Raw genomic sequence first — 16,952 nt, 5'->3', positions numbered from 1 at the left:
GCGTACCCGCGCGGCCCACCCCGAAAGATCGGACACTCCTCCGGAAGACCCGGGGATGTCACACCCGCATTCTTGTTGCCGTTACCGCTTCGTGTCACTTGCCTGTGGATAAGTGGGTGTGAAAAGTCGGCGTCTGTCGCGATTTCGGCACCGCGAGGTGGGGTGATGACCGTGTGAGGTGCAGCAGAGGGCGGGACAGCCCTTGGGTGAACGCGTTCAGGAAACGGAGTGGATCTCGCGCAGCAGGCCGGTGGTCACGTCGAAGACGAACCCGCGCACATCGTCGGTGTGCGGCAGGAACGGCGAGGTACGCACCCGCTGCATCGACTGGCGCACGTCCTGGTCGGCGTCCGAATAGGCCTCGACCGCCCACACCGGACGCTGGCCCACCTCGCGCTCCAGCTCCTGCCGGAAGTCCTCGGTGAGGGACTCCAGGCCGCAGTTGGTGTGGTGGATGAGGACCACGCTGCGGGTACCGAGAGCCCGCTGGCTGATGGTCAGTGAGCGGATCACGTCGTCGGTGACCACGCCGCCCGCGTTACGGATGGTGTGGCAGTCGCCGAGCTCCAGACCGAGCGCCGCGTGCAGGTCGAGACGGGCGTCCATGCAGGCGACCACGGCCACCTGGAGAACGGGGCGCGCGTCCATGCCCGGATCGCGGAAGCCCTTCGCGTACCCGGAGTTCAGTTCGACGAGCCGGTCGGTGACCTGGCCCCCCTCGCGGACCGCCGCGGCGGTGGACGTCACGGACTCGGCGGGAGAGTGAGCAGAAGTCGACATGGATACGACGTTAGCCTTCCCGCCTGGTCCGAGCGTGTTGTGGGAGCGGACAAAAAACGTCAACTCGGCTTGTTGTGAGCTAACCCACAAGAATCACAGGGACGCACCCGTTCGGGTGGGTTCGCCGCATCCGGACGGGTGGCGCGACTCGCTGCCCGGTTCGTTGATCGCGAATCGATCGAATGGCAGGGTGGACTAAAGTAACGCGAAGTCACTATCCACCTCCGTACCCACTGCCCCATCGCACCCCCTGCATATTCCGTATTTCCCCCGTGATGTGCGGCGTACGTGCGACCCGGCCCTCTCCCGCTCTCGGTCGGCCGACGCCTCTTCCCCGGCGCCGGCGGACCTCCCCTTCAGGGCGGGCGGGGACCAGGACGTACGTGCCGGCCGCGCGGGACAGAGCCTGAGAGGGCGCATTGAGCCAGACCCGACACGTCCCCGTGATGCTCCAGAGGTGTCTGGACCTGTTGGCCCCGGCTCTCCAGGACCCGGCCCACTCGGAGCCGGTGGTCGTCGATTGCACCCTCGGCCTCGGCGGGCACAGCGAGGCGCTGCTCGCCTCCTTCCCCACCGCCCGGCTGATCGCCCTGGACCGCGACAAGGAGGCGCTCCGCCTCTCCGGCGAACGGCTCGCCCCCTACGGCGACCGCGCCACCCTCGTCCACGCGGTCTACGACGAGCTCCCCGAGGTCCTCACGCGGCTGGGGATCCCCAAGGTCCAGGGCGTGCTGTTCGACCTGGGTGTCTCCTCCATGCAACTGGACGAGGCCGACCGCGGATTCGCCTACGCCCAGGACGCCCCGCTCGACATGCGGATGGACCAGTCCACCGGCATGGGCGCGGCCGAGGTCCTCAACACCTATCCGCCCGGCGAGCTGGTCCGGATCCTGCGCGCGTACGGCGAGGAGAAGCAGGCCAAGCGGATCGTCTCCGCCGTCGTGCGCGAGCGCGAGAAGGAGCCGTTCAGCAACAGCGCCCGGCTCGTCGAGCTGATCCGCGACGCGCTCCCGCAGGCCGCCAAGCGCACCGGTGGCAATCCCGCGAAGCGGACCTTCCAGGCCCTGCGCATCGAGGTCAACGGCGAGCTGAGCGTCCTGGAACGGGCCATTCCGGCCGCCGTCCAGTGCCTCGACGTCGGCGGCCGCATCGCGGTGCTGTCCTACCACTCGCTGGAGGACCGGCTGGTCAAGCAGGTCTTCGCGGCCGGCGCCGCCAACACCGCCCCCCCCGGACTGCCCGTCGTCCCCGAGCGCTACCAGCCCCGGCTGAAGCAGCTCACCCGGGGCGCCGAGCTGCCCACCGAGGAGGAGGTCGCCGAGAACCGGCGCGCCGCCCCCGCCCGGCTGCGCGGCGCCCAGCGCATCCGCGCGGAGGAGCGATGAGCGCCGGGGCCCGGCGTCGCCCGACGCCGGACGCCCGCCCGGGGCCGGGCGGCAGGGGAGCCGTGCGGTGAGCAGGACGGCCGCACCGCTGAAGGGGCGGGCCGCGCGGCTCGCCCGGCTGATGCCGTCCACCGGGCCCAGCACCGCGGCCCGCACCCCCTTCGTGCTGCTGGTCGTCCTGCTCCTGGGCGGCGGGCTCATCACCCTGCTCCTGCTGAACTCCGCGCTCAACGAGGGATCGTTCAGGCTCAGTGAGCTGAAGCGGGACACCACCGAGCTCACCGACGAGCAGCAGGCACTCCAGCGCGACGTCGACAGCCGTTCCCAGCCCGACGCCCTGGAACGCCGAGCCCGGGAGCTGGGCATGGTCCCCGGCGGCAGCCCCGCCTTCCTGAACCCCGACGGCACGGTCCGCGGCAACCCCACCGAGGCCACCGCCCCGCCGCCGAGCCCCAGCCCCACGCCGAGCCCCAGTGCCTCGGCAAGCGCCACACCGGGTACCGACGCCTCCGCCGCAGGGGCCCCGGCCGGGCCCTCCGGCTCCGCTTCGTCCTCCGGCTCCGTACCCGCGACCGAGCCCGGCCCCGCAACCGCCCCCGCGGCCCAGAGCACCCCGCCCCCGACGAGCCCCGGCAGGTGACGCAGTGCCGTCCAAGGAACCGCCGCGCCGCCGCGTACCCGGACCGGCCCGCCCCCGCAGCGGGGGAGCAGGGTCCGGCCGCTCCGGCGCGCGCCCACCGGCCCGCCGCCCCCGTCCCGCCGCGGGGCGCACCACCGCGCGCGAAGGCGCGCCGCGCTCCCTGCGGCTCGGCAGCCCCCGCCCACGGCTGCGGCTCGTCAGCCTCGGACTGACGCTGGTCATGCTGGCCTTCGTGGCCCGCCTGCTCCAGGTCCAGGCCGTCGACGCCAGCGCGTACGCGGCCAAGGCGGAGAAGAACCGCTACCTGGAGTACACGGTCGCCGCCGAGCGCGGCGAGATCACCGACCGCAAGGGCGTCGCGCTCGCCACCAGCGTGGACGCGCACAACATCACGGCCGACCCGAAGATGTTCACGCCCAAGGACAGCAAGGCCCCCGACGCGCCCCAGCAGGCAGCGGCCCTGCTCGCCCCGATCCTCGGCAAGGACGTCGACGAGCTCGTCAAGAAGCTCTCGGCGCCCAAGTCCCGCTACACCGTTCTCGCCTACCGGCAGACTCCCCAGGTCTGGAAGCAGATCAAGGACCTCAAGTCCGTCTTCGCCGAGAAGGCGTCCGAGGACGAGCTGAAGGGCGGTCCGGGAGCCAACGTCCTGGCCGGCGTCCTCCAGGAGCCGACCACCAGGCGCGTCTACCCCAACGGGGATCTCGCCGCCGGGATACTGGGATTCGTGAGCGCCGACGGCAAGGGCGGCGGCGGCCTGGAATCGCAGCTGAACAAGGAACTCGCGGGCGAGGACGGGAAGATCCGTTACGCCCAGGCCGGCGGCCGGCGGGTCCCCACCGCGGGCAGCAGCGAGATCCCGGCCGTGCCCGGCTCCGACATCGAGCTGACCATCGACCGCGACATCCAGTGGGCCGCCCAGAAGGCGATCAGCGACCAGGTCGAGAAGTCCAAGGCCGACCGCGGCTACGTCATCGTGCAGAACACGCGGACCGGCGAGCTGCTGGCCATGGCCAACGCCCCCGGCTACGACCCCAACGACCTCTCCGAGGCGACTTCCGCCTCCCTCGGCAACGCGGCCCTCCAGGACGTGTACGAGCCCGGCTCCACCAGCAAGGTGATGTCCATGGCCGCCGTACTGGAGGAGAAGGCCGCCACGCCCGGCACCCACGTCACCGTCCCCAACCGGCTGCACCGCGGCGACCGGCTCTTCAAGGACGACGTGGACCACCCCACCTGGTACCTCACGCTCAACGGGGTCCTCGCCAAGTCCAGCAACATCGGCACCATCCTGGCGACCGGTCAGCTCGGCAGGACCCAGGCGGAGTCCAACCAGGTCCTCCACTCCTACCTGCGCAAGTTCGGCCTCGGCTCCAAGACCGGGCTCGGCTACCCCGGGGAGTCGCCGGGGCTGCTGGCCCACCCCAAGGACTGGTCGACCTCGCAGCAGTACACGATCCCCTTCGGCCAGGGCCTCTCGCTCAACGCCGTCCAGGCCGCCTCGGTCTACTCCACCATCGCCAACGGCGGCGTACGGATCGCCCCCACCCTCGTCCGCGGCGCCAAGGGCTCAGACGGGCGTTTCGCCGCCGCCGAGGCCCCCGGGGCGAACCGGGTGGTCAGCGAGAAGACCGCCAAGACCCTGGCGACGATGCTGGAGTCCGTCGTCGGCGACCGGGAAGGGACCGGCACCAAGGCCGCCATCCCCGGCTACCGGGTCGCGGGCAAGACCGGCACCGCCAACCGCGTCGACCCCGTCCGCGGCGTCTACAAGGGCTACACCGCCTCTTTCGCGGGCTTCGCCCCCGCCGACAACCCGCAGGTCACCGTCTACTGCGCGATCCAGAACCCCACCAAGGGCAGTTACTTCGGCGGCCAGATCTGCGGCCCGATCCACAAGCAGGTCATGGAGTTCGCGCTCAAGACGCTCCAGACCCCACCGTCCGGCAGCGAGCCACCCCGGCTGCCGGTGTCCTTCAAGCCCGGCGAGTGAATACGGGGATGCGCGAGCATCTCCTCCAAGGGAACCCTCAGTGACAACCATCACCCCCGATCCGGGGAACCGGAACGAGAACCGCCGCAACCGGGGTCCCTCGCTTCGCGAGACGCCGCACCGGCCCGGTACGCTCACCGCCGTGCCCCACGCTGATCAGTCCCAAACCTCTCAGAAGGACGCGCCTGTGACCTACCCGGGAGCGCCCCGACCGGACCGGCTCCGGCCCACCCCTCTCGGCGAGCTGGCAGACCGGCTCGGCGTCGAAGCGGCCGGGTCCGGTGAGGTCACCGGCATCACGCACGACTCGCGGGCCGTGCGCCCGGGCGACGTGTACGCGGCCCTGCCCGGCGCCCGCTTCCACGGCGCCGACTTCGCGACCCAGGCCGCGGGCCTCGGCGCCGCCGCCGTCCTCACCGACCCCGCCGGCGCCGAACGCGCCGCGGCCACCGGCCTGCCGGTGCTGGTCACCGAGGACCCGCGCGCCGTCATGGGCGAGCTGGCCGCCGACATCTACGGGCGGCCCGGTATCGGCCTTCTCCAGCTCGGCATCACCGGCACCTCCGGCAAGACCACCACCGCGTACCTCGTCGAGGGCGGACTGCGCGCCGCCGGACGCCCCACCGGGCTGATCGGCACCGTCGAGATGCGGATCGGCGACGAGCGCATCAAGTCCGAGCGCACCACCCCCGAAGCCACCGACCTCCAGGCCCTGTTCGCCGTCATGCGCGAACGCGGCGTCGAGGCCGTCGCGATGGAGGTCTCCAGCCACGCCCTGGTGCTCGGCCGGGTCGACGGCTGCGTCTTCGACGTCGCCGTCTTCAACAACCTCAGCCCGGAGCACATGGAGTTCCACTCCGGCATGGAGGACTACTTCCAGGCGAAGGCCCAGCTGTTCACCCCCGAACGCAGCCACCGCGGCGTCGTGAACTTCGACGACGAGTACGGCCGCAGGCTCCTGACCGAGTCCGGGGTGCCGGTCACCAGCTTCTCCGCCGAGGGTCACCCGGACGCCGACTGGCACGCCGAGGACGTCGAGGTCGGCCCGCGGGACAGCACCTTCACCGCCGTCGGCCCCAAGGGCGAGCGAATCACCGCCCGCGCCCCGCTGCCCGGCCCGTTCAATGTCGCCAACACCCTCGCCGCGATCGTCACGCTGGCCGTCGCGGGAGTCGACCCGCAGACCGCCGCCGACGGCATCGCGGCCGTCCCCGGGGTCCCCGGCAGGCTGGAGCGGGTGGACGCCGGACAGCCCTACCTCGCCGTCGTCGACTACGCGCACAAGACCGACGCCGTCGAGTCCGTACTGCGCTCCCTGCGCAAGGTCACCGAGGGCAGGGTGCACATCGTCCTCGGCTGTGGCGGCGACCGCGACACCACCAAGCGCGGCCCGATGGGCGCGGCAGCCGCCCGGCTCGCCGACACCGCCGTGCTGACCTCCGACAACCCCCGCTCCGAGGACCCCCTCGCGATCCTCGCCGCGATGCTCTCCGGCGCCGCCGAAGTGCCCGTCCACGAACGCGGTGACGTGCTGGTGGACGCCGACCGCGCCTCCGCCATCGCCGTCGTCGTCGCCCGCGCGGAGGCGGGCGACACCGTCCTTGTCGCGGGCAAGGGGCATGAACAGGGCCAGGACATCCACGGGGTGGTACGCGCCTTCGACGATCGCGAGGTCCTGCACGCAGCCATCGAGCGGTCCCTGACGCGCCCCGGCGCCGCGGACCGTGTCCCTCACCTCGAGAACAACAGTCAGGGATGACCAAGTGATCACCCTTTCCCTCGCCGAGATCGCCGAAATCGTCGGCGGGCAGTCCTGCGACATACCGGATCCGGCAGTCACCGTGACCGGCCCCGTCGTCATCGACTCCCGTGAGGTCGCGCCCGGCAGCCTGTTCGCCGCGTTCGCCGGCGAACGGGTCGACGGCCACGACTACGCCCGGCGCGCCGTCGAGGCGGGTGCCGCGGCCGTGCTGGCGGCCCGCCCCGTAGGCGTTCCGGCGATCGTCGTGGACGACGTCGTCGGCGCGCTCGGAGCCCTCGCCCGTGCCGTCGTGGAACGCCTCGGCACCACCGTCGTCGGACTCACCGGCTCCGCCGGCAAGACGTCCACCAAGGACCTGATCGCGCAGCTCCTCCAGCGCAAGGGCCCGACCGTCTGGACGCCCGGCTCCCTCAACAACGAGATCGGTCTGCCGGTCACGGCCCTGACCGCCACCGCCGAGACCGAGCACCTGGTTCTGGAGATGGGGGCCCGGGGCGTCGGCCACATCCACTATCTGGCCAACCTCACCCCGCCCCGCATCGGCCTCGTCCTGAACGTCGGCTCCGCGCACCTCGGCGAGTTCGGCAGCCGGGAGGCCATCGCCCGGGCCAAGGGCGAGCTGGTCGAGGTCCTGCCCGAGGACGGCTGCGCCGTGCTCAACGCGGACGACCCGCTCGTCCGCGCCATGGCCGCGCGCACCAAGGCCCGCGTCCTGCTCTTCGGGGAAGCCCCGGATGCGGACGTACGGGGCGAGAAGGTCAGGATGACCGCCGACGGGCGGCCCGCCTTCGAGCTCCACACACCCACCGGGTGCAGCGACGTGACCATGCGCCTGTACGGTGAGCATCACGTGTCGAACGCGCTCGCCGCAGCCGCCGTCGCCCATGAGTTGGGCATGTCCGTGACCGAGATCGCCGAGGCGCTCTCGGAGGCGGGCACCCTCTCCCGCTGGCGCATGGAGGTCACCGAGCGCGGGGACGGTGTGACGGTCGTCAACGACGCCTACAACGCGAACCCCGAATCCATGAGAGCCGCACTGCGTGCGCTGGCTGCCATGGGTCAGGCCCGACGGGCCGACGGGGGGCGCACCTGGGCGGTGCTCGGTCAGATGGCCGAGCTCGGTGACGCGTCGCTCGCCGAGCACGACGCGGTCGGACGGCTCGCCGTCCGGCTCAACGTCAGCAAGCTCGTCGCTGTCGGGGGGAGAGAAGCCTCCTGGCTGCAACTGGGCGCATATAACGAGGGTTCGTGGGGTGAGGAGTCGGTGCACGTGTCCGACGCACAGGCGGCCGTCGACCTGTTGCGCAGTGAACTGCGCCCGGGAGACGTCGTGCTGGTGAAGGCGTCCCGGTCGGTCGGCCTGGAGAAGGTCGCCCTGGCACTGCTGGAGAACTCGACCGAGGGCGAGGTCGCCGGCCGATGAGGCAGATCCTCTTCGCGGGGGCCATCGGGCTCTTCCTGACCCTGGTCGGGACTCCGCTGCTGATCAAGCTGCTGGCCCGCAAGGGATACGGGCAGTTCATCCGGGACGACGGCCCGCGCACGCACGGCAGCAAGCAGGGCACGCCCACGATGGGCGGTATCGCCTTCATCCTGGCGACGATCGTCGCGTATCTCCTCGCGAAGGTCATCACGGGTGAGGACATCCGCTACTCCGGCCTCCTCGTGCTGTTCCTGATGGCCGGGATGGGCGTCGTCGGCTTCCTCGACGACTACATCAAGATCGTCAAGCAGCGTTCGCTCGGTCTGCGGGCCAAGGCGAAGATGGCCGGACAGCTGATCGTCGGCATCGCCTTCGCGGTGCTCTCGCTCCAGTTCCCCAACTCCATGAACTACACCCCGGCCTCCACCCGGCTCTCGTTCGTCGAGGACTTCGGCTGGTCGATCGGCCCGGTGCTGTTCTGCGTCTGGGCGCTGTTCATGATCCTCGCCATGTCCAACGGCGTGAACCTCACCGACGGCCTCGACGGGCTGGCCACCGGCGCCTCCGTGATGGTCTTCGGCGCCTACACCTTCATCGGCCTCTGGCAGTTCCAGGAATCCTGTGCCAACGCGGCCAACCTGACCAACCCGAGCGCCTGTTACGAGGTACGCGACCCGCTCGACCTCGCCGTCGTCGCCGCCGCCCTGATGGGAGCCTGCTTCGGCTTCCTGTGGTGGAACACCTCGCCCGCCAAGATCTTCATGGGCGACACCGGCTCGCTCGCCCTCGGCGGCGCGCTCGCGGGTCTCGCGATCCTGTCCCGCACCGAGTTCCTCCTCGCCATCCTCGGCGGCCTCTTCGTGATGATCACCATGTCCGTGGTCATCCAGGTCGGTTCCTTCAAGATGACCGGCAAGCGGGTCTTCCGGATGGCACCGCTCCAGCACCACTTCGAACTCAAGGGGTGGTCCGAAGTCCTTGTCGTGGTCCGCTTCTGGATCATTCAGGGCATGTGCGTGATCGTCGGCCTCGGCCTCTTCTACGCGGGATGGGCAGCCAAGAAGTGAGCAGCACCGTGGACTGGCAGGGCAAGCACGTCACCGTCGCCGGGCTCGGCGTCAGCGGGATCCCCGCGGCCCGCGCCCTGCACGAGCGCGGCGCGCTCGTCACCGTCGTCAACGACGGCGACGACGAACGCGCCCGCGCGCAGGCGGCCGAGCTGGAGGCGCTCGGCATCACCGTGCGCCTCGGCGACGGCGCCACCCTGCCGCCGTCCACGGAACTCGTCGTCACCGCCCCCGGCTGGCAGCCGGACAAGCCGCTCTTCCTGGCTGCCGCCGAGGCGGGCGTCCAGGTCTGGGGCGACGTCGAACTGGCCTGGCGACTGCGCGGGACCAACGGCAGAAAGGCCGCGCCCTGGCTCGCGGTCACCGGCACCAACGGCAAGACCACCACCGTACGGATGCTGGCCTCGATCCTCGAAGCGGCAGGCCTGCGCACCGCGGCCGTCGGCAACATCGGCGTATCGCTGCTGGACGCGGTCCTCGGCGAGACCGAGTACGACGTCCTCGCCGTCGAACTGTCCAGCTACCAGCTGCACTGGGCGCCCTCCCCGCGCGCCCACTCCGCCGCCGTCCTCAACCTGGCGCCGGACCACCTCGACTGGCACGGCTCGATGGAGGCGTACGCCGCCGCCAAGGGCCGCGTCTACGAGGGCAACACCGTCGCCTGCGTCTACAACGCGGCCGACCCGGCCACCGAGGACCTGGTGCGCGAGGCGGATGTCGAAGAGGGCTGCCGGGCCATCGGCTTCACCCTCGGCGCCCCCGGCCCCTCGCAGCTCGGCGTGGTCGACGGCATCCTCGTCGACCGGGCGTTCGTCGCCGACCGCCAGAAGCAGGCCCAGGAACTGGCCGAGGTCACCGACGTCAACCCCCCGGCCCCGCACAACATCGCCAACGCCCTCGCGGCCGCCGCCCTCGCCCGCGCCTTCGGCGTGGAACCGTCCGCGGTCCGCGACGGTCTGCGCGCCTTCCGACCGGACGCCCACCGCATCGAACACATCGCGGACATCGACGAAGTCCGTTACGTGGACGACTCCAAGGCCACCAACACCCATGCCACCGAGGCCTCCCTCGCCGCCTACGACTCCATCGTCTGGATCGCGGGCGGACTGGCGAAGGGCGCCACGTTCGACCAGCTGGTCACCGGCGCGGCGAAGCGGCTGCGCGGGGTCGTGCTGATCGGCGCCGACCGGGCGCTGATCCGCGAAGCCCTGACGCGACACGCCCCCGAAGTCCCGGTGGTCGACCTCGACCGGACCGACACTGGGACGATGTCCGAAGCGGTCGCGCGGGCGGCCGAGCTCGCCCGGCCGGGCGATACGGTACTGCTGGCCCCGGCCTGTGCCTCGATGGACATGTTCACCAACTACAACAAGCGGGGCGAGGCGTTCGCGGACGCGGTCCGCGCGCGCGCCGACGAGAGCGCCTGACCGACCGGGCCTCCGTGCCCGGGGCCACGGGCCCCGGGCACGAGCAGTGGAGGGGACAGCGATGATGCCGGCCGACGAGAGATTCGCCGTACGGCGGGACCGCGTACGGGCCTCGGTTCCCCGCCTCCTCGCCGCGGCGCCCGCACCCTCCGGAGTGCCGCTGCCCGACGGGCTCGCCCTGCGCGGGCGCCTCGCCACCGGAGCCAGGCGTCCCGAGACGCCCGCCGGCTCCGGACGCGGTGGCCGGGGGACCCGCACGCCGCGCACCGGGCGCGGCGGTGGACCGCGCCGTACCTACGAGCGGGCACGACGGGCCTGGGACCGGCCCCTGACCGCCTACTACGTGATCCTCGGCTCCAGCCTCCTGATCACCGTGCTGGGCTTGGTGATGGTCTACTCCGCCTCGATGATCAAGGCGCTGGACATCAGCAAGCCCGCGACGTACTTCTTCGCGAAGCAGTTCCTCGCCGCCGTCATCGGGGGCGGGCTGATGCTGCTCGCCGCCCGGATGCCCGTGAAGCTGCACCGGGCGCTGGCCTACCCGATACTGATGGTCACCGTCTTCCTGATGGTCCTGGTCCAGGTACCGGGGATAGGGATGTCGGTCAACGGCAACCAGAACTGGCTCTACCTGGGCGGCCCGTTCCAGCTCCAGCCCAGCGAGTTCGGCAAGCTGGCCCTCATCCTGTGGGGGGCGGACCTGCTGGCCCGTAAGCAGGACAAGCGGTTGCTGGCGCACTGGAAGCACATGCTTGTGCCGCTCGTGCCGGTCGCCTTCATGCTGCTCGGACTGATCATGCTCGGCGGCGACATGGGAACCGCGATCATTCTCACGGCGATCCTGTTCGGTCTGCTCTGGCTGGCGGGCGCTCCCACCCGGCTGTTCGCCGGGGTGCTCGGCTTCGCCGCCGTCATCGCGTTCCTGCTGATCAGGACCAGCCCCAACCGGATGTCCCGGCTCGCCTGCATGGGCGTGAGCGAACCCGATCCGGAGGGCGGCTGCTGGCAGGCCGCACACGGGATCTATGCTCTGGCGTCCGGCGGATGGTTCGGTTCCGGTCTGGGTGCGAGTGTGGAAAAATGGGGTCAACTCCCGGAACCCCACACCGATTTCATCTTCGCGATCACCGGTGAGGAACTGGGTCTGGCGGGGACGCTGTCCGTGCTCGCCCTGTTCACGGCTCTAGGCTATGCGGGTATCCGCGTGGCCGGACGCACGGAGGACCCCTTCGTGAGGTTTGCCGCGGGAGGTGTGACCACGTGGATCACGGCCCAGGCCGTGATCAACATCGGTGCGGTGCTCGGCCTGTTGCCGATCGCCGGGGTTCCGCTCCCGCTGTTCTCCTACGGGGGGTCGGCCCTGCTGCCGACGATGTTCGCGGTCGGGCTGATGATCGCCTTCGCACGGGAGGACCCAGCCGCCAAGGCGGCCCTGGCCATGCGGAAGCCCGGGGTGAGATGGAAGACGATGAGACGGCGCGTCAAGAAGCGTCCGTCCGGAGAGCGGTGAATTTCGGTGCATGTCGTACTCGCCGGCGGGGGGACCGCCGGACACATCGAGCCCGCGCTTGCCCTCGCAGACGCCCTGCGCAGGCAGGACCCGACCGTGGGAATCACTGCCCTCGGCACGGAACGCGGACTGGAGACCAGGCTCGTGCCCGAACGGGGGTACGAGCTGGCGCTCATTCCCGCCGTGCCGCTGCCCCGTAAGCCCACGCCCGAACTGATCACCGTCCCGGGCCGGCTGCGCGGCACCATCAAGGCCGCCGAGCAGATCCTGGAGCGCACCAAGGCGGACTGCGTGGTCGGCTTCGGCGGCTACGTCGCGCTGCCCGGCTATCTGGCCGCCAAGCGGGCCGGCGTGCCGATCGTGGTCCACGAGGCCAACGCCCGCCCGGGCCTGGCCAACAAGATCGGCTCGCGCTACGCCCACGGGGTCGCCGTCTCCACCCCGGACAGCAAGCTGCGCGGCGCCCGCTACATCGGCATCCCGCTGCGCCGCACCATCGCCACCCTGGACCGTGCCAGGGTCCGCCCGGAGGCCCGTGCTTCCTTCGGCCTCGACCCCAACCTGCCCACGCTGCTGGTCTCCGGCGGCTCGCAGGGCGCGCGCCACCTCAACGAGGTCGTGCAGCGAGTCGCACCGCTGCTCCAGCGCTCCGGGATCCAGATCCTCCATGCGGTCGGCCCGAAGAACGAATTGCCGCGGATCGACAACATGCCCGGGATGCCGCCCTACATCCCGGTACCGTACGTGGACCGGATGGACCTCGCGTACGCCGCGGCCGACATGATGCTCTGCCGCGCGGGCGCGATGACCGTCGCCGAACTCACCGCCGTCGGGCTCCCCGCCGCCTATGTTCCGCTGCCCATCGGCAACGGCGAACAGCGGCTCAACGCCCAGCCGGTGGTCAACGCCGGCGGCGGCCTGCTGGTGGACGACGCGGCGCTCACCCCGGAGTGGGTGCAGGGCAACGTCCTGCCGGTACTGTCGGACCCCCACCGGCTGTACGAAATGTCCCGCGCCGCGGCCGAGTTCGGCCGGCGCGACGCCGACGACCTGCTCGTCGGCATGGTGTACGAAGCGATTGCCGCGCGCCGCTAGGCGCCCGGCGCGATGCGGTGCGGACCCGGGGCGGGCGTCCCGGGTCCGGCGAAGGAGCGAGCGTGGCCGGACCGACGACCGCCCAGCGCGGCGTACCCGGGCGGGCGGACACCTCCGCCCGCCCGCCGGGCATCGGCCCCGAGGGGCACCGGATCAGCCGCCGCACCCTGCTGATCCTGATCGGCGTCGCGGCCGCCCTGCTCACCGGGTTCGTGATCTGGGTGCTCTACGGATCCTCCTGGCTCCGTGTCGAGAGGGTCAGCACGAGCGGTGTGGAGGTCCTGACCCGCGAAGAAGTGGAAGCGGTTGCCGCCACACCGATCGGCGCCCCGCTGGTCTCCGTGGAGACCGGCGCCATGGAGCGCCGGTTGCGCCAGAAGTTGCCTCGTATCGACACAGTTGATGTCGTTCGGTCCTGGCCGGACGGCATCGGCCTTAAGGTGACCGAACGGAAGCCGGTCCTGCTGGTCGAAAAGGGCGGCGCATTCGTGGAAGTGGATGCCAAGGGTGTGCGCTTCGCCACCGTGGACAAGGCGCCGAAGGGCGTACCCCTGCTGGAGCTGACTCCCGAACGTTCCGCGAGCCTTCGCCGCTTCGGCGGTGACGGTCTGTTGCGGGAGGCGGTCCGGGTCGCCGGCGACCTTCCGACGGGTGTGGCCAAGGACACCGAGGTCGTACGGGTCACCTCGTACGACGCGATCTCCTTGCGGCTGACCCGCGATCGTGTGGTGACCTGGGGGAGTGGCGAGGACGGGCCGGTGAAGGCGCGGGTCCTCATCGCTCTCATAAAAGCCGCCCCCAAAGCGGGACAGTTCGATGTAAGTGCTCCCACCGCCCCGGCGGTATCGGCGAGTTGACGGGTATTCGTGCTGGCCAGCACCCTGGTTGGTCAGCGCTACGGGTGATCACATAGGGTGAAAAGAAAAACGGGAGGTTCGGCGTGTTCGTTGAACGTGCGCCACTTGTCGACTTAGTGTCCTGTTCGGAAGAGTCCAGGAAGCAGACACACTGGTAACCCTAAACTTCAACGTTAGGGTTTGGGTCGGCGTTCGGACCGTCCCCATCGACATCAGTCGTCGCCGCGGGGCTACCGCAGAGCGACGACACGTAACTCGAGGCGAGAGGCCTTCGACGTGGCAGCACCGCAGAACTACCTCGCAGTCATCAAGGTCATCGGTGTCGGCGGCGGTGGTGTCAATGCCATCAACCGAATGATCGAGGTCGGCCTCAAGGGTGTCGAGTTCATCGCGATCAACACGGACGCACAAGCCCTGTTGATGAGCGACGCCGACGTCAAGCTCGACGTCGGCCGCGAACTCACCCGGGGCCTCGGCGCCGGGGCGAACCCGGCCGTAGGTCGTAAGGCGGCAGAGGACCACCGTGAGGAGATCGAGGAGGTCCTCAAGGGGGCCGACATGGTCTTCGTCACCGCCGGAGAAGGCGGCGGCACCGGCACCGGCGGCGCACCCGTCGTCGCCAACATCGCACGCTCGCTCGGCGCTCTGACGATCGGCGTGGTCACCCGCCCGTTCACCTTCGAGGGCCGACGACGCGCGAACCAGGCGGAGGACGGCATCGCCGAACTCCGCGAAGAGGTCGACACCCTCATCGTCATTCCCAACGACCGTCTGCTGTCCATTTCGGACCGCCAGGTCAGTGTGCTCGACGCGTTCAAGTCGGCCGACCAGGTGCTGCTCTCGGGTGTCCAGGGCATCACCGACCTCATCACCACCCCGGGTCTCATCAACCTCGACTTCGCCGACGTCAAGTCGGTCATGTCCGAGGCCGGATCGGCGCTCATGGGCATCGGCTCGGCGCGCGGCGACGACCGTGCGGTGGCGGCGGCGGAGATGGCGATCTCCTCGCCCCTCCTGGAAGCCTCCATCGACGGCGCCCGCGGTGTCCTCCTCTCCATCTCCGGCGGCAGCGACCTCGGTCTCTTCGAGATCAACGAGGCCGCCCAACTGGTGAGCGAGGCCGCGCACCCCGAGGCCAACATCATCTTCGGTGCCGTCATCGACGACGCCCTGGGCGACGAGGTGCGGGTCACCGTGATCGCGGCGGGCTTCGACGGCGGGCAGCCGCCGGCCCGTCGGGAGAACGTCCTCGGCGCGAACAGCAACAAGCGCGAGGAGCCGGCCGCCCCGGCCAGGTCCTCCGCCGAGTCCACGCGCTCCATGGGCGGACTCGGTTCCGTACCCCCGCGCGAGGAGAGCTCGGCTCCGGCCGAGCCCGCCCCGTCGGCTTCGAGTGAGAACGCGCTCGGGCCGGTCTCTCCGCCGCACGTCCCGCCGGCCCGCCCCTACCAGGACACCCAGGCCGAAGAGCTGGATGTTCCGGACTTCTTGAAGTGATAGCTCAGCACCTGGCGGCACCCGTCACGGGCAGCGCTCGCTTCGCCTTCACCGACCGGTGGGGCGGAGTGAGCGCCGCTCCGTACGGTGAGCTCAACCTCGGCGGCGCGGTCGGCGACGACCCCGCCGCCGTCGGCGCGAACCGGGAGCGTGCGGCCCGCGCTCTCGGAATCGACCCGGCGCGGGTCGTCTGGATGAACCAGGTGCACGGCCGGGACGTCGCGGTGGTGGACGGACCCTGGGGCGTGGACGCGGAGATTCCGGCCGTGGACGCGGTGGTGACCGCCCGGCGTGGACTGCCGCTCGCGGTCCTCACCGCCGACTGCACTCCCGTACTTCTCGCCGACCCGGTCGCCGGGGTCGTCGGGGCGGCGCACGCCGGGCGGCCGGGACTGGTCGCCGGAGTCGTTCCGGCGGCGGTCGAGGCCATGGTCGCGCTCGGCGCACACCCCTCCCGGATCACCGCGCACACCGGGCCGTCCGTCTGCGGACGGTGCTACGAAGTGCCCGAGGCGATGCGGGCCGAGGTGGCCGACGCCGTCCCCGGCACCTGGTCCGAGACCAGCTGGGGAACCCCGGCGGTCGACGTCACCGGCGGGGTCCACGCCCAGCTCGCCGCACTCGGTGTGACCGACCGGCACTCCTCGCCGTACTGCACCCTGGAATCGGGCGACCACTTCTCGTACCGACGCGAGCGTGCCACCGGGCGGCTCGCCGGATATGTCTGGTTGGACTGATAGGGCATGACGGACCGTAAGACTCAAATCGCCGCGAATCTGGCGCAGGTGGAGGAGAGGATCGCCTCCTCCTGTGCCGCGGCCGGTCGCAAGCGCGAGGAGGTGACCCTGATCGTGGTCACCAAGACCTACCCCGCGAGCGATGTGCGGATCCTGCATGAACTCGATGTGCGCCATGTCGCGGAGAATCGTGACCAGGACGCGGCCCCCAAAGCCACCGCTTGTGCGGATCTTCCTCTGACATGGCACTTTGTCGGACAATTGCAGACGAACAAGGTTCGTTCTGTGACCAGTTATGCCGATGTCGTGCAGTCGGTGGACCGTGCCAGGCTGGTCACCGCCCTCTCCGCCGCCGCGGTGCGCGGGGAGCGTGAACTCGGCTGCCTGATCCAGGTCGCCCTGGACGCGGAGAGCGGCGAGCGCGGTGAGCGCGGCGGCGTCGCGCCGGACGGGGTCGAGGAGTTGGCGGCCGCGATCGGCGCGGCTCCCGGACTCCGGCTCGACGGACTGATGACCGTGGCGCCGCTGGCAGGGGAGTACGCCGGTCGGCAACGGGCCGCGTTCGACCGGCTGATGGGAATCTCATCCCGCCTGCGCGCCGGTCACCCGGCTGCGAACATGGTCTCCGCAGGTATGAGCGGGGACCTGGAGGACGCGGTGGCGGCCGGAGCGACACATGTACGCGTCGGTACGGCGGTACTCGGAGTCCGACCCCGGCTCGGGTAACGTCGCGAAGCAAGTCGGACCACAGCAGAAAATATGGTCATTACCGCTCACGG

At 70.7% G+C, this 16,952-nt stretch carries 14 protein-coding genes; 13 read left to right on the top strand and 1 reads right to left on the bottom strand.

Features of this window, described 5'->3' with window-relative positions:
* Nucleotides 1-216 precede the first annotated feature (216 nt).
* Nucleotides 217-780, bottom strand: coding sequence for a beta-class carbonic anhydrase (locus ACZ60Q_RS00905; RefSeq protein WP_469626436.1), 564 nt, complete (start codon nucleotides 778-780; stop codon nucleotides 217-219).
* Nucleotides 781-1,199: 419 nt separating this feature from the next.
* On the opposite strand from ACZ60Q_RS00905, the gene rsmH reads away from it, so the two are divergent.
* From rsmH to ACZ60Q_RS00840, 13 genes are all read left to right on the top strand, one after another.
* The gene (rsmH, locus tag ACZ60Q_RS00900) at nucleotides 1,200-2,165 is read left to right on the top strand and encodes a 16S rRNA (cytosine(1402)-N(4))-methyltransferase RsmH (protein WP_469626433.1); all 966 of its coding nucleotides are present in this window, start codon (nucleotides 1,200-1,202) and stop codon (nucleotides 2,163-2,165) included.
* 67 nt (nucleotides 2,166-2,232) lie between these two features.
* On the top strand, nucleotides 2,233-2,805 hold the full coding sequence (ftsL, locus tag ACZ60Q_RS00895; protein ID WP_469626432.1) for a cell division protein FtsL: 573 nt from the start codon (nucleotides 2,233-2,235) through the stop codon (nucleotides 2,803-2,805).
* A gap of 4 nt (nucleotides 2,806-2,809) precedes the next feature.
* Complete coding sequence (locus tag ACZ60Q_RS00890) at nucleotides 2,810-4,798, top strand: peptidoglycan D,D-transpeptidase FtsI family protein (RefSeq protein WP_469626429.1); 1,989 nt, start codon at nucleotides 2,810-2,812, stop codon at nucleotides 4,796-4,798.
* Between the two features lie 40 nt (nucleotides 4,799-4,838).
* Nucleotides 4,839-6,557, top strand: coding sequence for a UDP-N-acetylmuramoyl-L-alanyl-D-glutamate--2,6-diaminopimelate ligase (locus ACZ60Q_RS00885; protein WP_469626426.1), 1,719 nt, complete (start codon nucleotides 4,839-4,841; stop codon nucleotides 6,555-6,557).
* Nucleotides 6,558-6,561: 4 nt separating this feature from the next.
* Nucleotides 6,562-7,983, top strand: coding sequence for a UDP-N-acetylmuramoyl-tripeptide--D-alanyl-D-alanine ligase (locus tag ACZ60Q_RS00880; protein WP_469626423.1), 1,422 nt, complete (start codon nucleotides 6,562-6,564; stop codon nucleotides 7,981-7,983).
* A complete protein-coding gene (mraY, locus tag ACZ60Q_RS00875; protein WP_469626421.1) occupies nucleotides 7,980-9,050 on the top strand; it encodes a phospho-N-acetylmuramoyl-pentapeptide-transferase in 1,071 nt (356 codons plus the stop codon). The genes ACZ60Q_RS00880 and mraY overlap by 4 nt, the downstream gene beginning before the upstream one ends.
* Nucleotides 9,032-10,477 (top strand): UDP-N-acetylmuramoyl-L-alanine--D-glutamate ligase, encoded by a 1,446-nt coding sequence (gene murD / locus ACZ60Q_RS00870; protein ID WP_469626418.1) that lies wholly within the window; start codon nucleotides 9,032-9,034, stop codon nucleotides 10,475-10,477. The genes mraY and murD overlap by 19 nt, the downstream gene beginning before the upstream one ends.
* A gap of 64 nt (nucleotides 10,478-10,541) precedes the next feature.
* Nucleotides 10,542-11,987 carry a putative lipid II flippase FtsW gene (gene ftsW, locus ACZ60Q_RS00865; RefSeq protein WP_469627947.1) on the top strand — a complete coding sequence of 482 codons (1,446 nt, stop codon included), beginning with the start codon at nucleotides 10,542-10,544 and terminating at the stop codon, nucleotides 11,985-11,987.
* 6 nt (nucleotides 11,988-11,993) lie between these two features.
* Nucleotides 11,994-13,082 carry an undecaprenyldiphospho-muramoylpentapeptide beta-N-acetylglucosaminyltransferase gene (murG, locus tag ACZ60Q_RS00860; RefSeq protein ID WP_469626415.1) on the top strand — a complete coding sequence of 363 codons (1,089 nt, stop codon included), beginning with the start codon at nucleotides 11,994-11,996 and terminating at the stop codon, nucleotides 13,080-13,082.
* Nucleotides 13,083-13,144: 62 nt separating this feature from the next.
* The gene (locus ACZ60Q_RS00855) at nucleotides 13,145-13,939 is read left to right on the top strand and encodes a cell division protein FtsQ/DivIB (protein ID WP_469626413.1); all 795 of its coding nucleotides are present in this window, start codon (nucleotides 13,145-13,147) and stop codon (nucleotides 13,937-13,939) included.
* Nucleotides 13,940-14,215: 276 nt separating this feature from the next.
* Nucleotides 14,216-15,436: a cell division protein FtsZ gene (gene ftsZ / locus ACZ60Q_RS00850; protein ID WP_469626410.1), complete on the top strand. Its 1,221-nt coding sequence runs from the start codon at nucleotides 14,216-14,218 to the stop codon at nucleotides 15,434-15,436.
* A complete protein-coding gene (gene pgeF, locus ACZ60Q_RS00845; RefSeq protein ID WP_469626407.1) occupies nucleotides 15,433-16,173 on the top strand; it encodes a peptidoglycan editing factor PgeF in 741 nt (246 codons plus the stop codon). Before ftsZ ends, pgeF begins: the two co-directional genes overlap by 4 nt.
* Before the next feature lie 6 nt (nucleotides 16,174-16,179).
* Nucleotides 16,180-16,899 (top strand): YggS family pyridoxal phosphate-dependent enzyme, encoded by a 720-nt coding sequence (locus ACZ60Q_RS00840; RefSeq protein ID WP_469626404.1) that lies wholly within the window; start codon nucleotides 16,180-16,182, stop codon nucleotides 16,897-16,899.
* Nucleotides 16,900-16,952: the final 53 nt, after the last annotated feature.

The organism is Streptomyces sp. NPDC104313, assembly GCF_055583985.1.
This window is presented reverse-complemented; position numbering and strand designations above follow the sequence as displayed.

Excerpts from the sequence above, each read along its gene's own strand:
- mraY (WP_469626421.1), top strand. The coding sequence starts at position 7,980 with ATGAGGCAGATCCTCTTCGCGGGGGCCATCGGGCTCTTCCTGACCCTG.
- murD (WP_469626418.1), top strand. The coding sequence starts at position 9,032 with ATGGGCAGCCAAGAAGTGAGCAGCACCGTGGACTGGCAGGGCAAGCAC.
- ACZ60Q_RS00905 (WP_469626436.1), bottom strand. The coding sequence starts at position 780 with ATGTCGACTTCTGCTCACTCTCCCGCCGAGTCCGTGACGTCCACCGCC.
- ACZ60Q_RS00840 (WP_469626404.1), top strand. The coding sequence starts at position 16,180 with ATGACGGACCGTAAGACTCAAATCGCCGCGAATCTGGCGCAGGTGGAG.
- ftsW (WP_469627947.1), top strand. The coding sequence starts at position 10,542 with ATGCCGGCCGACGAGAGATTCGCCGTACGGCGGGACCGCGTACGGGCC.